The sequence below is a fragment of the Micromonospora sp. CB01531 genome, from assembly GCF_001905095.1.
Taxonomy (GTDB): Bacteria; Actinomycetota; Actinomycetes; order Mycobacteriales; family Micromonosporaceae; genus Micromonospora.
The window spans coordinates 1-14857 of record NZ_LWLS01000093.1; the positions used below are offsets into that span (position 1 = coordinate 1).

General features: G+C 73.6%; 14 protein-coding genes. 11 read left to right on the plus strand and 3 right to left on the minus strand.

All coding sequences use genetic code 11. From position 1 onward, the window contains the following. The first annotated feature begins 630 nt into the window (after positions 1-630). The 8 genes from A6A27_RS27810 to A6A27_RS27845 all read left to right on the plus strand — a co-directional run bounded on the left by A6A27_RS27810 (position 631) and on the right by A6A27_RS27845 (position 7157). Complete coding sequence (locus A6A27_RS27810; protein ID WP_073837599.1) at positions 631-900, plus strand: metal-sensitive transcriptional regulator; 270 nt, start codon at positions 631-633, stop codon at positions 898-900. Positions 901-1029: 129 nt separating this feature from the next. Further along, positions 1030-2430, plus strand: coding sequence for an MBL fold metallo-hydrolase (locus A6A27_RS27815; RefSeq protein WP_073837600.1), 1401 nt, complete (start codon positions 1030-1032; stop codon positions 2428-2430). A 91-nt stretch (positions 2431-2521) separates the two neighbouring features. After that, on the plus strand, positions 2522-3112 hold the full coding sequence (locus tag A6A27_RS27820; protein ID WP_073837601.1) for a rhodanese-like domain-containing protein: 591 nt from the start codon (positions 2522-2524) through the stop codon (positions 3110-3112). Beyond that, positions 3109-3957 carry a sulfite exporter TauE/SafE family protein gene (locus A6A27_RS27825; protein WP_073837602.1) on the plus strand — a complete coding sequence of 283 codons (849 nt, stop codon included), beginning with the start codon at positions 3109-3111 and terminating at the stop codon, positions 3955-3957. Before A6A27_RS27820 ends, A6A27_RS27825 begins: the two co-directional genes overlap by 4 nt. A 40-nt stretch (positions 3958-3997) precedes the next feature. Further along, entirely contained in the window at positions 3998-4615 is a 618-nt protein-coding gene (locus tag A6A27_RS27830; protein ID WP_073837603.1) for an IS607 family transposase, read from the plus strand. Beyond that, the gene (locus A6A27_RS27835) at positions 4612-6030 is read left to right on the plus strand and encodes an RNA-guided endonuclease TnpB family protein (RefSeq protein WP_073837604.1); all 1419 of its coding nucleotides are present in this window, start codon (positions 4612-4614) and stop codon (positions 6028-6030) included. The genes A6A27_RS27830 and A6A27_RS27835 overlap by 4 nt, the downstream gene beginning before the upstream one ends. 15 nt (positions 6031-6045) lie before the next feature. Continuing rightward, a complete protein-coding gene (locus A6A27_RS27840; RefSeq protein ID WP_073837605.1) occupies positions 6046-6654 on the plus strand; it encodes a class I SAM-dependent methyltransferase in 609 nt (202 codons plus the stop codon). A 35-nt stretch (positions 6655-6689) separates the two neighbouring features. Next, complete coding sequence (locus A6A27_RS27845; RefSeq protein ID WP_073837606.1) at positions 6690-7157, plus strand: hypothetical protein; 468 nt, start codon at positions 6690-6692, stop codon at positions 7155-7157. Positions 7158-7174: 17 nt separating this feature from the next. Here A6A27_RS27845 and A6A27_RS27850 read toward each other — a convergent pair whose 3' ends face one another. After that, positions 7175-8179 (minus strand): zinc-binding dehydrogenase, encoded by a 1005-nt coding sequence (locus A6A27_RS27850; RefSeq protein ID WP_198940481.1) that lies wholly within the window; start codon positions 8177-8179, stop codon positions 7175-7177. 280 nt (positions 8180-8459) lie between these two features. Here A6A27_RS27850 and A6A27_RS27855 point away from each other — a divergent pair, with 280 nt between their 5' ends. Continuing rightward, complete coding sequence (locus A6A27_RS27855) at positions 8460-9173, plus strand: spermidine synthase (protein ID WP_073837608.1); 714 nt, start codon at positions 8460-8462, stop codon at positions 9171-9173. A gap of 59 nt (positions 9174-9232) precedes the next feature. On the opposite strand, the gene A6A27_RS27860 is transcribed toward A6A27_RS27855, so the two are convergent. Beyond that, positions 9233-9919, minus strand: a complete 687-nt coding sequence (locus A6A27_RS27860; protein WP_073837609.1) for a DJ-1/PfpI family protein — start codon at positions 9917-9919, stop codon at positions 9233-9235. A gap of 30 nt (positions 9920-9949) precedes the next feature. Continuing rightward, positions 9950-13189: a heavy metal translocating P-type ATPase gene (locus A6A27_RS27865; protein WP_073837610.1), complete on the minus strand. Its 3240-nt coding sequence runs from the start codon at positions 13187-13189 to the stop codon at positions 9950-9952. A 218-nt stretch (positions 13190-13407) separates the two neighbouring features. Here A6A27_RS27865 and A6A27_RS27870 point away from each other — a divergent pair, with 218 nt between their 5' ends. After that, positions 13408-13605, plus strand: coding sequence for a heavy-metal-associated domain-containing protein (locus A6A27_RS27870; protein ID WP_073837611.1), 198 nt, complete (start codon positions 13408-13410; stop codon positions 13603-13605). 19 nt (positions 13606-13624) lie between these two features. Next, positions 13625-14704, plus strand: coding sequence for a flavin-containing monooxygenase (locus tag A6A27_RS27875; RefSeq protein WP_073837612.1), 1080 nt, complete (start codon positions 13625-13627; stop codon positions 14702-14704). Positions 14705-14857 lie beyond the last annotated feature (153 nt).

The window sequence follows — 14857 nt, forward strand, 5'->3', positions numbered from 1 at the left end:
ACCCCCGACGAATTAACGCCGAGCAGCACTAAGTTAAGTTCCAGCAGCATCCTGGAAGGTGGATCGACTCGAACCGGACCCATCGGCGTCCTGGCCTCGATCGCGCTGTGCATCGCCTATCGAAGTTTCACACTGCTTGCGGCGGTCAGTTGCACTTAGGACGCACTAGTTGATCAAGGTTGAGCCGCTGCGCCTAGAGCTGCGGCATCGCATCCGCCGAGCGACAGAGTTCGCACGTGTGCCGCTGGTCCGCATACTCGGTGACGTAGTACTCGGTCGATCGGGCTGTTCCGATCACGTGAGACTGCCCCGTGTTTCGATCTACGAGGATCAGGGCGTTACCCGCGAGAGCCTCCGGATAAAGGTGGCGACCTCCCTACGCGCGGTGTTCGCCGCTGAACTTCCTACGGTCACCGGCTGGATGCCGGCGTGGGAAGACCTCAGGGACGTCCTCGTCGCAGCCCGCCCTGCACCGACCCCTTCCGGTACGGCCGATCGATTTCCGCCCAGCGGGCCGCGCCGCTGGCCGCCGCGGAGCGAGGCGGGCCACCGACCGGGTGAGCGACCACACGTCACCGCGGTGGCGAGCGGGTACCCCCGGGGGTATGTTGGGAGCCGGGAGGTAACGCGATGAAGCTTCGACCGGAGATGACCAGCGACGCCCTGGCCCGACTCAAGCGGGCCCGGGGCCAACTCAACGCCGTCATCGAGATGATGGAGAACGGCGAGGACTGTCGGGCGGCATTGACCCAGCTCGCCGCCGTGTCGAAAGCGATCGACCGGGCCGGCTTTAAGATCATCGCCTCCGGGATGCGGCACTGCGGCACCGCCCGCGACCGGGGCGAGCAGCCGGAGATGACCGAGGAGGAGCTGGAGAAGCTCTTCCTCGCCCTGGCCTGACAAGAGAATTCGACGCCCACGGCGCCTGAGCGCGGCGCGGGCGGGTAATCGCGCCCGTAACCCGGGCCGAAGTCTGTCTCTCATATACCCCCCGGGGTATCCGGGAGGATGGGGAAGGAGAACGGCAACATGGCAGTCGAGGTGTCCGTCGTGGCGACGTCCTCGCTCGGCGACCGCAGCTACCTGGCCTCCGACGGACGGGTCGCGATCGTGGTCGACCCGCAACGGGACATCGACCGGGTCCTGTACCTGGCCGGGGCGAACGGGGTGCGGATCACCCACGTGATCGAGACGCACATCCACAACGACTACGTCTCCGGCGGGCTCGAACTGGCCCGGTTGACCGGCGCCCGCTATCTGGTGGCCGCGGCCGACGAGGTTGGCTTCGACCGGGTGCCGGTCTCCGACGGCGACGTGGTGCCCATCTCGGACGCCCTGCGCCTCCGGGTGGTGGCCACCCCGGGTCACACCTTCCACCACCTGTCGTACGTCCTCGACGAGGTCACCGACGGCGGTTGGCAGCCGGCGGGGGTCTTCACCGGTGGTTCCCTGCTGTTCGGCACGACCGGGCGCACCGACCTGCTCGGCCCGGAGCACGCCCACGAGCTGGCCCACCACCAGCACGCCTCGGCGAAGCGGCTGGCCGACCTGCTGCCCGACGGCGCCCAGGTGTGGCCCACGCACGGCTTCGGCAGCTTCTGCTCGGCCGCCCAGGCCGACGCGCCCGACTCGACCATCGGCCGGGAGAAGCAGGCGAACCCCGTGCTGCGGCTCGCCGCGGACCAGTTCGTGACCGAGACCCTGGCCGGGCTCGACGCCTACCCGGCCTACTACGCCCACATGGGGGTGGCCAACCTCGCCGGGCCGGCCCCGGTGGACCTCACCCCGGTGACCCGGGCCGACGCGGCGCAGTTGCGCGAGCGGATCGCCGCCGGCCAGTGGGTGGTGGACCTGCGGCACCGCAAGGCGTACGCCGCCTCGCACCTGGCCGGCACGGTCAGCCTCGGGCTGGACGGGCCGATGTCGACCTGGCTCGGCTGGCTGATCGACTGGGGCGTACCAGTCACCCTGCTCGCGGAGACGCCGGAGCAGGTCGCCGACGCCCAGCGCGAGTTGGTCCGGATCGGCATCGACCGACCCACCGCCCAGGCCACCGGCACGGCCGAGCAGTGGGCGGCCACGCCCGACCAGCTCCGGGAGCTGCGGATGGCCGACTTCTCGGCGTTGGCCGCGGCCCACGCGGGCAACACCCCCGCCGGCCTGCCCGCGCCGGACGTGGTCCTCGACGTGCGGATGACCTACGAGTGGCGCGCCGGCCACGTCGACGGCGGGGTGCACATCCCGCTGCCCGACCTGCCCCGGCGGCTCACCGACGTACCGGCCGGCGTCGTCTGGGTGCACTGCGGCTCCGGCTACCGCGCCACCGCCGCGGCGTCGTTGCTGGCGAACGCCGGCCGCGAGGTCGTCGTGATCGACGACAGGTTCGACCGGGCCGCCACGGCCGGCGTGGCCATGGCTGGCAACGCCTGACCCGGACCCCGAATCCGGCCGGCGCGTCCTGGCGCCGGCCGGCGCCCCACCCTGCCGCCAACCATGGCGGTTTGCCCCAGAACGAGGAGAGATGAGCGCTTCCGAGCCCACCCGCCCGGCCACCCTGGACGCCGCCGCGCTGCGCGAGCTGATCGACTCCGGGCGGTCCCCCCGCCTGCTCGACGTACGCACCCCGGCCGAGTTCGATACGGCCCACATTCCCGGCGCCTACAACGTCCCGCTGAACCTGCTCCGGGAGCACCGGGACGAGCTGCGCCACCACCTCGACGAGGATGTGGTGCTGATCTGCCACTCCGGAGCCCGCGCCGGTCAGGCGGAACAGGCCCTCGCCGGGGTCGGTCTGCCGAACCTGCGGGTCCTGGCCGGGGGCATGCTCGCCTGGCAGGCGACGAACGCGCCGATCACGCGGGGTCGGCAGCGCTGGGACCTGGAGCGGCAGGTCCGCCTGGTGGCCGGCTCGATCGTGCTGGCCAGCGTCCTGGGCTCGGTGTTCGCGCCGGGCCTGAAGTGGGTCGCCGGGCTCATCGGGGCGGGCCTGACCTTCGCCGCGCTGAGCAACACCTGCGCGATGGGGATGCTGCTCAGCAAGCTGCCGTACAACCGGGGCGCCAGCTGCGACCTGGACACCATCGTCGGCCAACTGCGGGCCACCCGGTCATGACCGCCACCGTCCTTACTGTCGGCCTGGCCGTGCTGATCGGGGTCAGCCTCGGCCTGCTCGGCGGCGGCGGGTCGATCCTCGCCGTGCCGCTGCTGGTCTACGTCGCCGACCTGCCGGCCAAGGAGGCGATCGCCACCTCGCTGCTCGTGGTCGGCGCCACCAGCGCCGTGGCCCTGCTGCCGCACGCCCGGGCGGGACGGGTCCGCTGGCGGACCGGGCTGGTCTTCGGTGTCGCCGGGATGGCCGGCGCCTACGCGGGCGGCCGGCTGGCCGCGTTCGTCCCGTCGGCGTTCCTGCTCACCGGGTTCGCGCTGATGATGCTGGCCACCGCGGTCGCGATGATCCGGGGCCGGCGCGCCACCGCAGGGCGGCCGGTGCCGCACGAGCTGCCGGTGCTGCGGGTAGTCCTCGACGGGATCGTGGTCGGGCTGGTCACCGGACTGGTCGGCGCCGGCGGCGGCTTCCTGGTGGTGCCCGCCCTCACGCTGCTCGGCGGGCTGCCGATGCCGGCGGCGGTCGGCACCTCGCTGGTGGTGATCGCCATGAAGTCCTTCGCCGGCCTGGCCGGGTACCTGTCCAGCGTGCGCATCAACTGGGGGCTGGCGGTCGCGCTGACCGTCGCCGCCGTGCTCGGCAGCGTCCTCGGCGGCCGGCTCGCCGGACGCGTCCCGGCCGACCTGCTGCGCCGGGCCTTCGGCTGGTTCGTCGTGGTGATGGGCGTCTTCGTGCTCGCCCAGCAGTTCCCGGGCAAGCTGGGACCGGCGGTGGCCGCGATCGGAGCGCTCGCGCTGGCCGGTACGGTCACGGTGGCGGTGGGGCGACACCGCCGAAGGAGCTACTACTGATGGTTGCTTTGCTTTCTAGATCTGTCCATAATTGACTGTCGTGGGGAGTGTCTATCGGATCGGCGAGTTTGCCAAGCGGGTGGGCCGTTCGGTGAGCACGGTGCGCCGGTGGGAGGCGGAGGGTCGGATCACGGCCCGTCGTCTGCCGTCGGGGCAGCGGTATTTCGACGATTCGGATGTGCGCCGGGTGCTGCAGCCGGGTTTCGACGCCGCCCGGCGGAAGGTGGTGGTGTACTGCCGGGTGTCGTCGCCGGGTCAGAAGCCGGATTTGGCCTCGCAGGTGGCGGCGATGCAGCAGTTCTGCCTCGCTCGCGGTCTGGCCGTGGACGAGTGGATCAGCGAGGTTGGCGGCGGGTTGGACCTTCGCCGCAAGGAATTCCTGGCGTTGATGGATGCCGTCGACCGGGGTGAGGTCGCCACGCTGGTGGTGGCCCACAAGGACAGGTTGGCCCGGTTCGGGTTCGATTTCCTGGAGCATGTGGCGGCGCGCGGCGGCTGCGAGATCGTCGTCGCCAACCAGGAGTCCCTGTCCCCGCAGCAGGAACTGGTCGATGACCTCCTGGCCATCGTGGGCTCCTTCTCTGGCCGGCTGGACGGGCTGCGCCGCTACGAGAAGGAACTCAAGGGAGCGGATCTGACCTTGGAGGGTGACCGGTGAAGGTCACCCGGATCGCCTACTCGGCCCGACTGAATCCGGGCAAGTACGCCGCCCTGGTGGAGCAGGCCCGTCGGTTGGGTCGGGTTCGTAGTGAGGTGTGGCAGCGTTACGGGTCGATTCTCGGTGTCGGGTCTGGGTTGCGGGACCGGCAGGTGCGGGACCGGTGGCTGGCCGACGGCACGTATGCGTCGTTTGGTGTGTTGGCGAATGCGTGGAAGGAAACCGTCCGCGACGCGATGGCCGACATCGCCGCGAACATGGAGGCGGCCAAGGTCGACGTCCGTCGGGCGATCTGTCGACGCACGAAGGATCCGGCCGAGCGTAAGCGGATGTTCACCGCGCTGAAGGCCGACCGGTGGGCCAGTGACCCGTTCCTGGCTCGGCAGATGCGCAAGCATTGGAAGCGGGGCCGTAACCGCACGCATGATCAGATCGTGGTGCGCGCCGACAACTACAACACCGCCGCCGATGGGCGGGGCCGCTTGTGGCTGGCGGTTCCCGGTCTCGAATCCCGGCGGATGGTCCGGATCCCGCTGTCGACGACGGTCGCGCCGGCGGGGACGCTGCGGTTGATCCTGCGTGCCGGCCGGGTCGAGGTGCACTACCAAATCGACGCCTCCCAGATGCAGTCGTCGCAGCGGCCGTGCGGCGAGGCGACGGTCGGTGTGGACAAGGGCTACACCGAAGCCCTCACCGACTCCGACGGCCAGCCCCACGGTGAACAACTCGGCGACCTGCTGACCCGCCAGTCGGACCGGTTGAAGGAACGCAACCGACGGCGGGCGAAGCTACGCTCGATCGCGAACACCGCCGCCGCGCGCGGTGACCACGCGAAAGCGCACCGGATCAAGGCCAACAACCTCGGCACCGTGAAGCGGGAGCGGCAGGCGGCCCGGCATCGGGCGCGGGTGCGGACGGAGATCTTCACCGCCGTGCACGAGGTCGTCGACAAGGCGAACACGGTGATCGCCGAGGACCTCACCAAACGCTTCACCGGACGTAAGAAGCTGCCCAAGGACATCAACCGGCGTCTAGCCGCGTGGACCAAAGGGGTCACCGCCGAGGCGTTGAAAAGTGTGTCGGAGCGTAGAGGTTCTGCGCTCGTTCCCGTCAACGCCGCCTACACCTCACAAACCTGCCACCGCTGCGGCGACTTCGGCCGCCGCAGCGGGGACAGGTTTCACTGCACCCGGTGCGGGGTGGTGTGGCAGGCAGACGTGAACGCCGCGATCAACATCCTGCACCGAGCCGGCGACCCCGACATCGCCCTGCACACCCCACACCACAGGGTGAAGCAGATCCTGCAGGACCGGACCGATCGCCACCGGACCAGACTGCCGGTCCAGGACTCCAGCCCAGCCACCGCTGGGCGGAGAGCGAAACATCCGAACCACTCAGCTATGAGCAACGAGTAGGAAGCAGGGGACTCAGTGGACAGCAGCGCGTGGGACGCGCGGTACGCCGGCACGCCGGATCTGGTGTGGGGCGTTGAGCCCAACCGGTTCGTCGTGGAGGCGGTCGACGGGCTCAGCCCGGGCAGCGCGCTCGACCTGGCGGCCGGCGAGGGACGCAATGCGGCCTGGTTGGCTGAGCGCGGCTGGCGGGTCACCGCGGTGGACTTCTCCCCGATGGGCGTCGAGCGGGGTCGCGAGCTGGCCGCTCGCCGCGGAGTATCGGTCGAGTGGCGGGTTGCGGACGTGACCACGTACCGGCCGGTGCCCGGCAGTTACGACCTGGTCCTGATCAGCTACCTGCACCTGCCCGCCGCGGACCTGGCGCGGGTGCTCGACACGGCGCGGCAGGCACTGCGCCCCGGCGGCACCCTGGTCGTCGTCGGGCACGATCGGGCCAACCTCACCGGCGGCACCGGCGGCCCGCAGGACCCGGCCATCCTGCTCACCCCGGAGGCGGTGGTCGACGGGCTGGCCGGGCTGCGGATCCAGCGGGCCGAGACCGCCCGCCGTCCGGTGCCCACCGGCGACGGCGGCAGCGTCGACGCCCTCGACACGGTCGTCGTGGCGACCCGACCCGACGCCTGATCCGCACCGCCGGCCCAGTGGCTAGTGTCGGGCCCATGGACGCCGACCGGCCGCCGATCCGGCCCGCCCTACCCGATCAGGTCTGCCCGGCGGGCGGCGGCCCGGCCGGGGCTGGGGCGACCGTCGGCCCCGTGCCGGGCGGCCCGGCGCTGACGGAAGCCGGCACGACCGGTGCCCCCTCGGAGGCCCGGCCGGCGTCCTGGCGGCGACCACGTCTCGTCGTGGACGCGGTGGCGCTGTTGGCGGCCGTGTTCGCCGTGCTGGGCTTGATCGGGGTCGCTTGCGGTGGCTGGATGGCCGCGGGCGCGCGGAACAGCCCCGAGGGCATGGCCGGGCTGGCCGCGTACGTCATGCTTCTGCTCTCCGGCATGGTGGCCGTGGGGGCCACCACCGTCACGGCGGTCGCCCTGTACGCGCGCGGGTCGAACCGTGTCGCGGCCGCCCTCGGCGCGCTCGCGGTCGCCGGCGTGGTCGGGCTCTTCCTCCTGCGGTTGACGGCGTGAGGGCGGCGTCTCCGGGTTCACGGGCGCAGGATCAGGCGGATCGGGTTGCCCTGCTTCTCCTGGACCCGGCGGACCGCCTCCGGCGCGTCGGCTAGCGGCAGCACGTCGCTGACCGACGCGGACAGGTCGAGCCGGCCCAGCCCGGTGAGTGTCACCAACTGCCCGACGTGCTCGGCCTCGGAGCCGTAGTGGCCGAGCACCGCCTGCCGGTTGTAGGTGAACCGGCTGTCCGACGGGATGCTGATCGGCTGGTTGGCGATGCCGGCGAGGACGAGCCGGCCGTGCCGGCCGAGCACGGTCAGGGCCTGTTCGCGGACCGCGGGGACACCGGCGAAGTCGAAGGCGACGTCGAGTCCTCGGGTGCCGACCAGTTCCAGCATGGCGTCCTTGAAGCCGCCGTCCTTCGGGTCGAGGGCCAGGTCCGCGCCGAGGGCGAGCGCCCGGTCCCGGGCCGCCGGCAGCGGGTCCACGGCGATCACCGGGGCCGCGCCGACCAGCAGCAGTAGTTGCACCGCGTGCGCGCCGAGGCCACCGACGCCCCACACCGCGGTCGCCTCCGCCGGTCGGACCCGCCCGGTGTCGGTCACCGCGGCCCAGGGCGTGGAGACCGCGTCCGGGATGATGCATGCCTGCTCGAACGGGAGCAGGTCCGGGACGGGGACCAGGGTGTCCTCGCGGGCCAGGGTGTACTCGGCCCAGCCGCCGTCGTAGTCCACGCCGCGGGTGAGCACCAGGCCGAAGCGGTCCCGCTCCCCCGCCTGGAGCAGCACCCGCTGGCCCGGCTCCCAGCCCCGCACCCCCTCACCGAGCGCGTCCACGGTGCCCGCGACCTCGTGGCCGAGGGTCACCACGTCGCCGGGCAGATACAGCGGGGTGAGGGTGCCGTCGATCAGGTGCACGTCCGACAGGCACACTCCGGCGGCGGCGACCCGGATTCGAACCTCGCCGCGTCCCGGCTCGGGCACCGGGACCTGCTCCATCCGCAGCGCCCGCTCGGTCAGGTGCAGCCGTCCGGCCAGCATGTCCGCCACGCTCGGCTCCTTCCTTCGCCGTCCTCGATCCCGACGGCTCCAGGTCGCTGCGCGGCGTCAGACCGGTACATCTGGTCCGGAGCGCCGTCTGGCGGCGCGGAGGCCGCGTCCTGGCCGCCAGCCGAGCTGGAGTCGTCGTGGGCGTACCCGGGGTGGCCCGGGCGATGCCCCCGGCGGCGGAAAAAGGGGGCCCGCGCCCGGCGGACGGCCGGGCCGGGCCCGGACGGACCGGTAACATCCGCCTCACTGAACCGGCGGAGAGGACCACCCGGTGGGCGCGCGATTCGAAGAACTGGCCTGGCGGGAGACGCCGATCGGTGAGTTGAGCCTGCGCCGGCGCCGCGAGCCCTCGCTCGACGTCGACGTGTACGAGGTGAAGCTCGACGACGAGTACCTGATGTCCAGCCTGTTCCCGGTCGCGGAGATCGAACTCGCCCGGCTCGGGTTGGCCACGCTGGCCGGGGACGCCCTGGACGTGGTGGTGGGCGGCCTCGGGCTCGGCTACACCGCGCGGACCGCGCTGGAGGACCCGCGGGTCCGGTCGCTGCTGGTGGTCGAGGCGATCGAGGACGTGATCGACTGGCACCGGCAGGACCTGCTGCCGTTCGCCGCCGGGCTGGCCGCCGACCCGCGTACCCGGTTCGTCCGGGCGGACTTCTTCGCGGCGGTGTCCAGCGGGGCCGGCTTCGACCCGGAGTCGCCGGGCCGGCGGTTCCACGCGGTGCTGCTCGACGTGGACCACTCGCCGCGCCAGGTGCTGCACCCCAGCCACGCCGGCTTCTACACGGTGGACGGGCTGCGCCGGCTCGCCGCGCTGCTGCACCGCGACGGGGTTTTCGCGCTGTGGTCGAACGACCCGCCCGACCCGGCGTTCCAGCGGGTGCTCACCGCGGTGTTTCCGACCTCGGTGGCGCACGTCGTCCGTTTCGCCAACCCGCTGCAGCGCCGGGAGTCCGCGAACACCGTGTACGTGGCCCGGCACTGACCGGTCCCGGTCGTGCGGGCGGCGCCCGGCATGCCGGGCGCCGCCCGCGGTGGGAGATCTCAGCCGAGCACCAACGCGGGGTTCGCCCGCAGCGTGGCGACCACGGGGGCCGGCGCGGTCCTCGGCGACCCGGCGGCGTACGGGGGCTGCGGATCGTACTCGATGCCGAGTTGGAGGGCCTGGGCGACCCCGTCCCCGGCGATCCGGCCGGCCAGGGTGAGCGCCATGTCGACGCCGGCCGAGACACCGGCCGCGGTGACGTACTTGCCGTCGACGACCACCCGCTCGGCGGTCGGCTCGGCGCCGAACGCGGGCAGCTGGTCCAGTGCCAGCCAGTGCGAGGTGGCCCGGCGGCCGGTGAGCAGCCCAGCCGCGGCCAGCAGCAGCGAGCCGGTGCACACCGAGGTGGTCCAGGTGGTGGTGGCGTCGACCGTGCGGAGCCAGTCGAGCAGCCGGGCGTCGGTCATCCGGGCGATCTGCCCGGGGCCGCCGGGGACCACCAGCACGTCCGGGCGGGTCACCTCGTCCAGGGTGGCGGCGGCCGCCAGGGCGAGACTGCCCACGTCGGTGGTGACCAGACCGGCCGGCGACGGCTCCAGGTCGGTGCGCGGCGCCGGACGTGCTGAGCTGGCGTCGTCGGAGGCGACGAAGACGGTACGGGCGCCGGGCAGCCGGCCGAGCACCTCGTACGGGCCGACGGCGTCCAGGGCGGTGAACCGGTCAAAGAGCAGGATGGCGATCTGCATGGGAGGTTTCCTTTCGGGCGGGACGGACGGTCAGCGGGCGTCGACGGTGAACGGGACGGTGATCACCTGTCCGTCGGCGCGGCGGAACTGGCCCCAGAGCCGGTACCGGCCCGGGCGGGGGAAGTCGACGTGCAGGTCGAGGTCCGGCCCGTAGGTCTGCCCGGGCAGGGCGAACACCGGCCGGCCGTCGGCGTCCTCGGTCTCGGCGTGCTCGTGGGCGAAGCTGTCGCCCGCCGCCGACATGATCACGACGTGCCCGGCGGCGGCGAGGTACGGCCGCAGCCCGGTCAGCGGCCGGCCGGTGGCCGCGTCGGCGAAGCGGTAGGTGAAGCGGCTGCCGCCGACCTTCGCGGTCCCGTCCAGCGTCACCTGCACGCCGTCGACGACCTGCTGCCGCCCGGACACCCTCGCCGGCTCGTGGATGACCTCGGCCGGGTCGCCGACGGCCACGTCGTGCCGCTGCACCACGTCGGTCAGCTCGCCCTTGCGGCGGAACTCGGTGTGCACGATGTACCGGCCGGGGGTGGGGAAGGTGAGCGTGACGTCGAACTCGCCCGGCCGGCCCGCCGGCTGCGGGTGGACGTGCGCGAAGCTGGCCAGGTCGTCGCGGACGGCGATCAGGTGCATCCACGCCTCGTGGCTGCGCCCCACGTCGCGGATCGGCCGGCCGGTCCCGGCGTCGGTGACCCGGACCCGCACGGTGGTGGGTCGGCCGGGCGCCACGTCGGCGGGCAGCCGGAGGTCGACCCGGAGCCCGGCGTCCGCGGCGGGCACCGGTTCGGTCTCGGCGGTCATCATGGTGCTCATCGCCGGCCGCATCGGCATGCCGGTGCCCTGTGTCCAGGCCAGCACCCCGTTCATGCCACGCGCGGCGGCGTCGGTACGGCTCAGCGCGGTGAAGCCGGCGCCGACGGCGAGCGCGAGCGCGGCCACCCCGGCCAGGTACGCCCACTCGCCGAGCCGGGCACCGAGCCGAGGCCGCAGCACGGCGGCGGTGTCCGGCCGGCGGAAGCGGCGCAGCCGCAGCGCGTTGGTGACCACGCTGACCGAGCTCATCGCCATCGCGGCGGCGGCGAGGGACGGGTCCAGCAGGATCCCCCAGGCCGGGTAGAGCACTCCGGCGGCGACCGGGATGAGCAGCACGTTGTAGCCGAACGCCCAGCCCAGCGCCTGCTTGATCGTGGTGACCGTACGCCGGGACAGGGCGATGGCCGAGACGATGCCGCGCAGGTCCCCGCCGACCAGGGTGATGTCGGAGGCGGCGATGGCCACGTCGGTGCCGGTGCCGATGGCGATGCCCAGGTCGGCGCGGGCCAGCGCCGGCGCGTCGTTGATGCCGTCGCCGACCATCGCCACCACCGCGCCGCGCTCCTGCAGGGCGGCGACCCGGGCGGCCTTCTCCTCGTGCCGGACGTCGGCGATCACCTGCGCGATGCCGACCTCGCGGGCGACCACCTCGGCGGTGACCCGGTTGTCGCCGGTCAGCATCCACACCTCCAGGCCCAGCGCCCGCAGCTGGTCGACCGCGTCGCGGGCCTCGGGGCGCAGGGTGTCGGCCACCCCGATGACGCCGGCGAGCCGACCGTCGAGGGCCACGAGCACCGGGGTGCCGCCGCGCGCCGCCACCGCGGCGGCCGCGCCGGACAGCGGGGCGACGTCGACGTCGTGGCGCCGCATCAGGGCCGGGTTGCCGATGAGCACGCGCCGGCCGTCGACCCGCGCCTCGACGCCGTGCCCGGGCACCGCCTCGAAGGAGTCCGCCGCCGGTACGGCGAGGTCGCGGGCAAGGGCGTGCCGGACGATCGCCTCCCCGAGCGGGTGCTCGGAGCCGGTCTCGGCCGCGGCCGCGTACGCCAGCAGCTGGTCGGCGTCGACGCCGTGGGCGGCGTGCACGGCGGTGACGTCGGGACGGCCGCGGGTGAGCGTGCCGGTCTTGTCCAGTACCACCGTGGTGATCCGCCGGGCCTGCTCGAGCGCGTCGCCTCCGGAGATGAGGATGCCCAGTTCGGCGGCCTTGCCGGTGCCGACCATGATCGCGGTCGGGGTGGCCAGGCCAAGGGCGCAGGGGCAGGCGATGATGAGCACCGCGATTGCGGTGCCGATGCCGAAGGTCATCCGCCCGTCGTCGGGTCCGGCGACCGCCCAGACGCCGAAGGTGAGCAGGGCCAGCCCGATCACCGCCGGGACGAACCAGCCGGAGACCGTGTCGACCAGCCGCTGCATCGGCGCCTTGGCGCCCTGGGCCTCCTGGACCAGCCGGACGATCTGGGCGAGGGTGGTGTCCTGGCCCACCGCGGTGGCCCGCAGCACCACCGAGCCGGTCCGGTTGACGGTCGAGCCGATGACCACGTCCCCGACCGTCTTCGACACCGGCATGCTCTCGCCGGTCAGCATGCTCTCGTCCACCGTGGAGGCGCCCTCGGTGACCGTGCCGTCCACCGGCACCTTCTCGCCGGGGCGGACCCGGACCAGGTCGCCGACCACGACCTCGTCCACCGGCACCTCGGTCTCGACGCCGTCGCGCAGCACCCGGGCGGTGCGGGGGCGCAGCCCGAGCAGCGCGCCGATCGCCGCACCGGTCTGCCGCCGCGCCCGGGCCTCCATCCAGCGGCCGGTCAGCACCAGCGCGATGACCACCACGGAGATCTCGAAGTAGACGTGCAGCGGCAGGCCGAGCCGTTCGGCCGCCGCCGGCCAGAGCGTGACGAAGGCGCTGTAGGCGTACGCGACGGTGGTGCCGAGGGCGACCAGGGTGTGCATGTTGACCCCGCCGTGCCGGGCCGCCGCCCAGGCCGCCCGGTAGAACGGCCGGCCCGCCCCGAACTGCACCACGGTCGCGACGACCAGCAGCGCCGGCATCAGCCAGTCCATCGCGTCGATGGACAGCGGCAGGTACATCAGCACCATCATGGTCAGGCCGGTGGCCAGGGTGAGCTGCCAGATCCGCTTGAGGCGGGTGACCTCCCGCTCCTCGGCCCGCTCGGCGTCCTCCTCGGCCGCGTCGGGCAGCCCCGGCGCGCCGCCCGTTGAGCGGGGCTCGTCGGCGGGGACGGTGGCCGTGTAGCCGGCCCGCTCCACCGCCGCGGTCAGCGCCGGCGGGCTCACCCGGGCCGGGTCGTAGGCCACGGTCGCCGTTTCGGTCGCCAGGTTGACCTCGGCCCGCGCCACGCCCTCGACCCGGCTGAGCGCCCGCTCCACCCGCCGGACGCAGGACGCACAGGTCATCCCGCCGATGTCCAGCGTGCCGGAGACGACCGTCGGTGTCGTCATCGCACTGCTCCTCTCGTACCGGGCGTCGCAGGCGCCCTGGCTGGTTGCCGCCCGTCGTGCGGTCGGTGTCGCCACGCTCCCGGCCGCCGCTGTCCGCCCGCTGTCCGCGACCCGTCGGCCGGTCCAGGCGTACGCGACAGGGCGCGGACAGCGCCCACCGGCACGGTTCGAGCTGCCGGGCCGCCACGGGGCGGCCCACCGAACGAAGGAGCGAACCCGTGCACCAGCTCGTGCTCTCCGTGCCGAAGATCAGCTGCGGCCGCTGCGTCGAGGCCATCCGGGAGGAGGCCGGCCTGGTCGCCGGCGTCCACGCCGTGGCGGTCGACCTGGCCACCCGCACCGTCCGGGTCGACGGCGACGCCGACCGGGCCGCCGTGGTGGCCGCCATCGGCGAAGCCGGCCACCAGGTCGCCTGACCGCAGGGGAGACGGACCGATGGACCTGGACACCGTGATCGTCGGCGGCGGGCAGGCCGGGCTGGCGCTCGGCCACCACCTGCGCCGCGCCGGCGTGCCCTTCGCGATCCTCGACGCGCACGCCCGGGTGGGCGACGCCTGGCGGCAGCGCTGGGACTCGCTGACCCTGTTCACCCCGCGCCGGTTCTCCGCCCTGCCGGGCCTGCCGTTCCCCGGCGACCCGGACGGGCACCCCGGCAAGGACGAGGTCGCCGACTACCTCGCCGGCTACGCCGCGCAGTTCGACCTGCCGGTCCGGCTCGGCTGCCGGGTCACCTCGGTCCGCCCCGGTACGGCGGGCGGCTTCACCGTCGACAGGTCGACCGGGACCCTGCACGCCCAGCGCGTGGTGGTCGCCGCCGGGGCGTTCCACACGCCCTGGGTGCCGGAGGTGGCCGGCCGGCTCGCGGCCGGCGTCACCCAGCTGCACAGCAGCGCGTACCGCAACCCGGCGCAGCTGCCCGGCCAGGTCGTGGCGGTGGTGGGCGGCGGGAACACCGGGGTGCAGATCGCCGCCGAGCTCGCCGACCACGGCCGGCGGGTGGTGCTCGCCGCACCGGCCATCGGCCCGGTGCTGCCGCAGCGCTGGCTCGGCCGGGACATCTTCTGGTGGTTCTCCCGGCTGGGCACCATGCGGCTGAGCGCCGAGAGCCGGCTCGGCGGGCGGATCGCGGCCCAGAACCCGATCATCGGCACCGACGTGGCCGGGCTGCTGCGGCGGGTCGACCGGGTCGACCGGGTGGTGGACGCCGAGGGAGACAGCCTGCTGCTGGCCGACGGCGGGCGCCGGCGGGTGGACGCCGTGGTCTGGGCCACCGGCTTCCGCCCCCGCTACCCGTGGCTGGCGGTGCCGGTGACCGACCCGTCCGGCGCTCCCGTACAGCGGCAGGGCGTGACCGACTGGCCGGGCCTGTACTTCCTCGGCCTGCCCTGGCAACGCGCCCGCGGCTCGGCCGTGCTCGGCTGGGTGGGCCGGGACGCCGAGGTGCTGGCCGCCCGGCTGGTGGCGGACCGGCGGCTGGCGACGGCGCCCCGACCGGCGCCGGCCGTCCCGGCCTGACCGCGCAACAGCCCCGACCGTCCCGCCTCACCGCGCCGCAACCGGCTGTCCCGGGCCGACCGGCCGGCCAGCCGGCCGGCCAGCCGGCCGGGCCAACCCGACTGGCTTCCGGCCGTCCGGCCGGGTCGGCAGGCGGCTCCCCCACCCGGCGAG

Excerpts from the sequence above, each read along its gene's own strand:
- A6A27_RS27815 (WP_073837600.1), top strand. The coding sequence starts at position 1,030 with ATGGCAGTCGAGGTGTCCGTCGTGGCGACGTCCTCGCTCGGCGACCGC.
- A6A27_RS27820 (WP_073837601.1), top strand. The coding sequence starts at position 2,522 with ATGAGCGCTTCCGAGCCCACCCGCCCGGCCACCCTGGACGCCGCCGCG.
- A6A27_RS27850 (WP_198940481.1), bottom strand. The coding sequence starts at position 8,179 with ATGCTGGCCGGACGGCTGCACCTGACCGAGCGGGCGCTGCGGATGGAG.
- A6A27_RS27860 (WP_073837609.1), bottom strand. The coding sequence starts at position 9,919 with ATGCAGATCGCCATCCTGCTCTTTGACCGGTTCACCGCCCTGGACGCC.
- A6A27_RS27825 (WP_073837602.1), top strand. The coding sequence starts at position 3,109 with ATGACCGCCACCGTCCTTACTGTCGGCCTGGCCGTGCTGATCGGGGTC.
- A6A27_RS27810 (WP_073837599.1), top strand. The coding sequence starts at position 631 with ATGAAGCTTCGACCGGAGATGACCAGCGACGCCCTGGCCCGACTCAAG.
- A6A27_RS27875 (WP_073837612.1), top strand. The coding sequence starts at position 13,625 with ATGGACCTGGACACCGTGATCGTCGGCGGCGGGCAGGCCGGGCTGGCG.
- A6A27_RS27845 (WP_073837606.1), top strand. The coding sequence starts at position 6,690 with ATGGACGCCGACCGGCCGCCGATCCGGCCCGCCCTACCCGATCAGGTC.
- A6A27_RS27865 (WP_073837610.1), bottom strand. The coding sequence starts at position 13,189 with ATGACGACACCGACGGTCGTCTCCGGCACGCTGGACATCGGCGGGATG.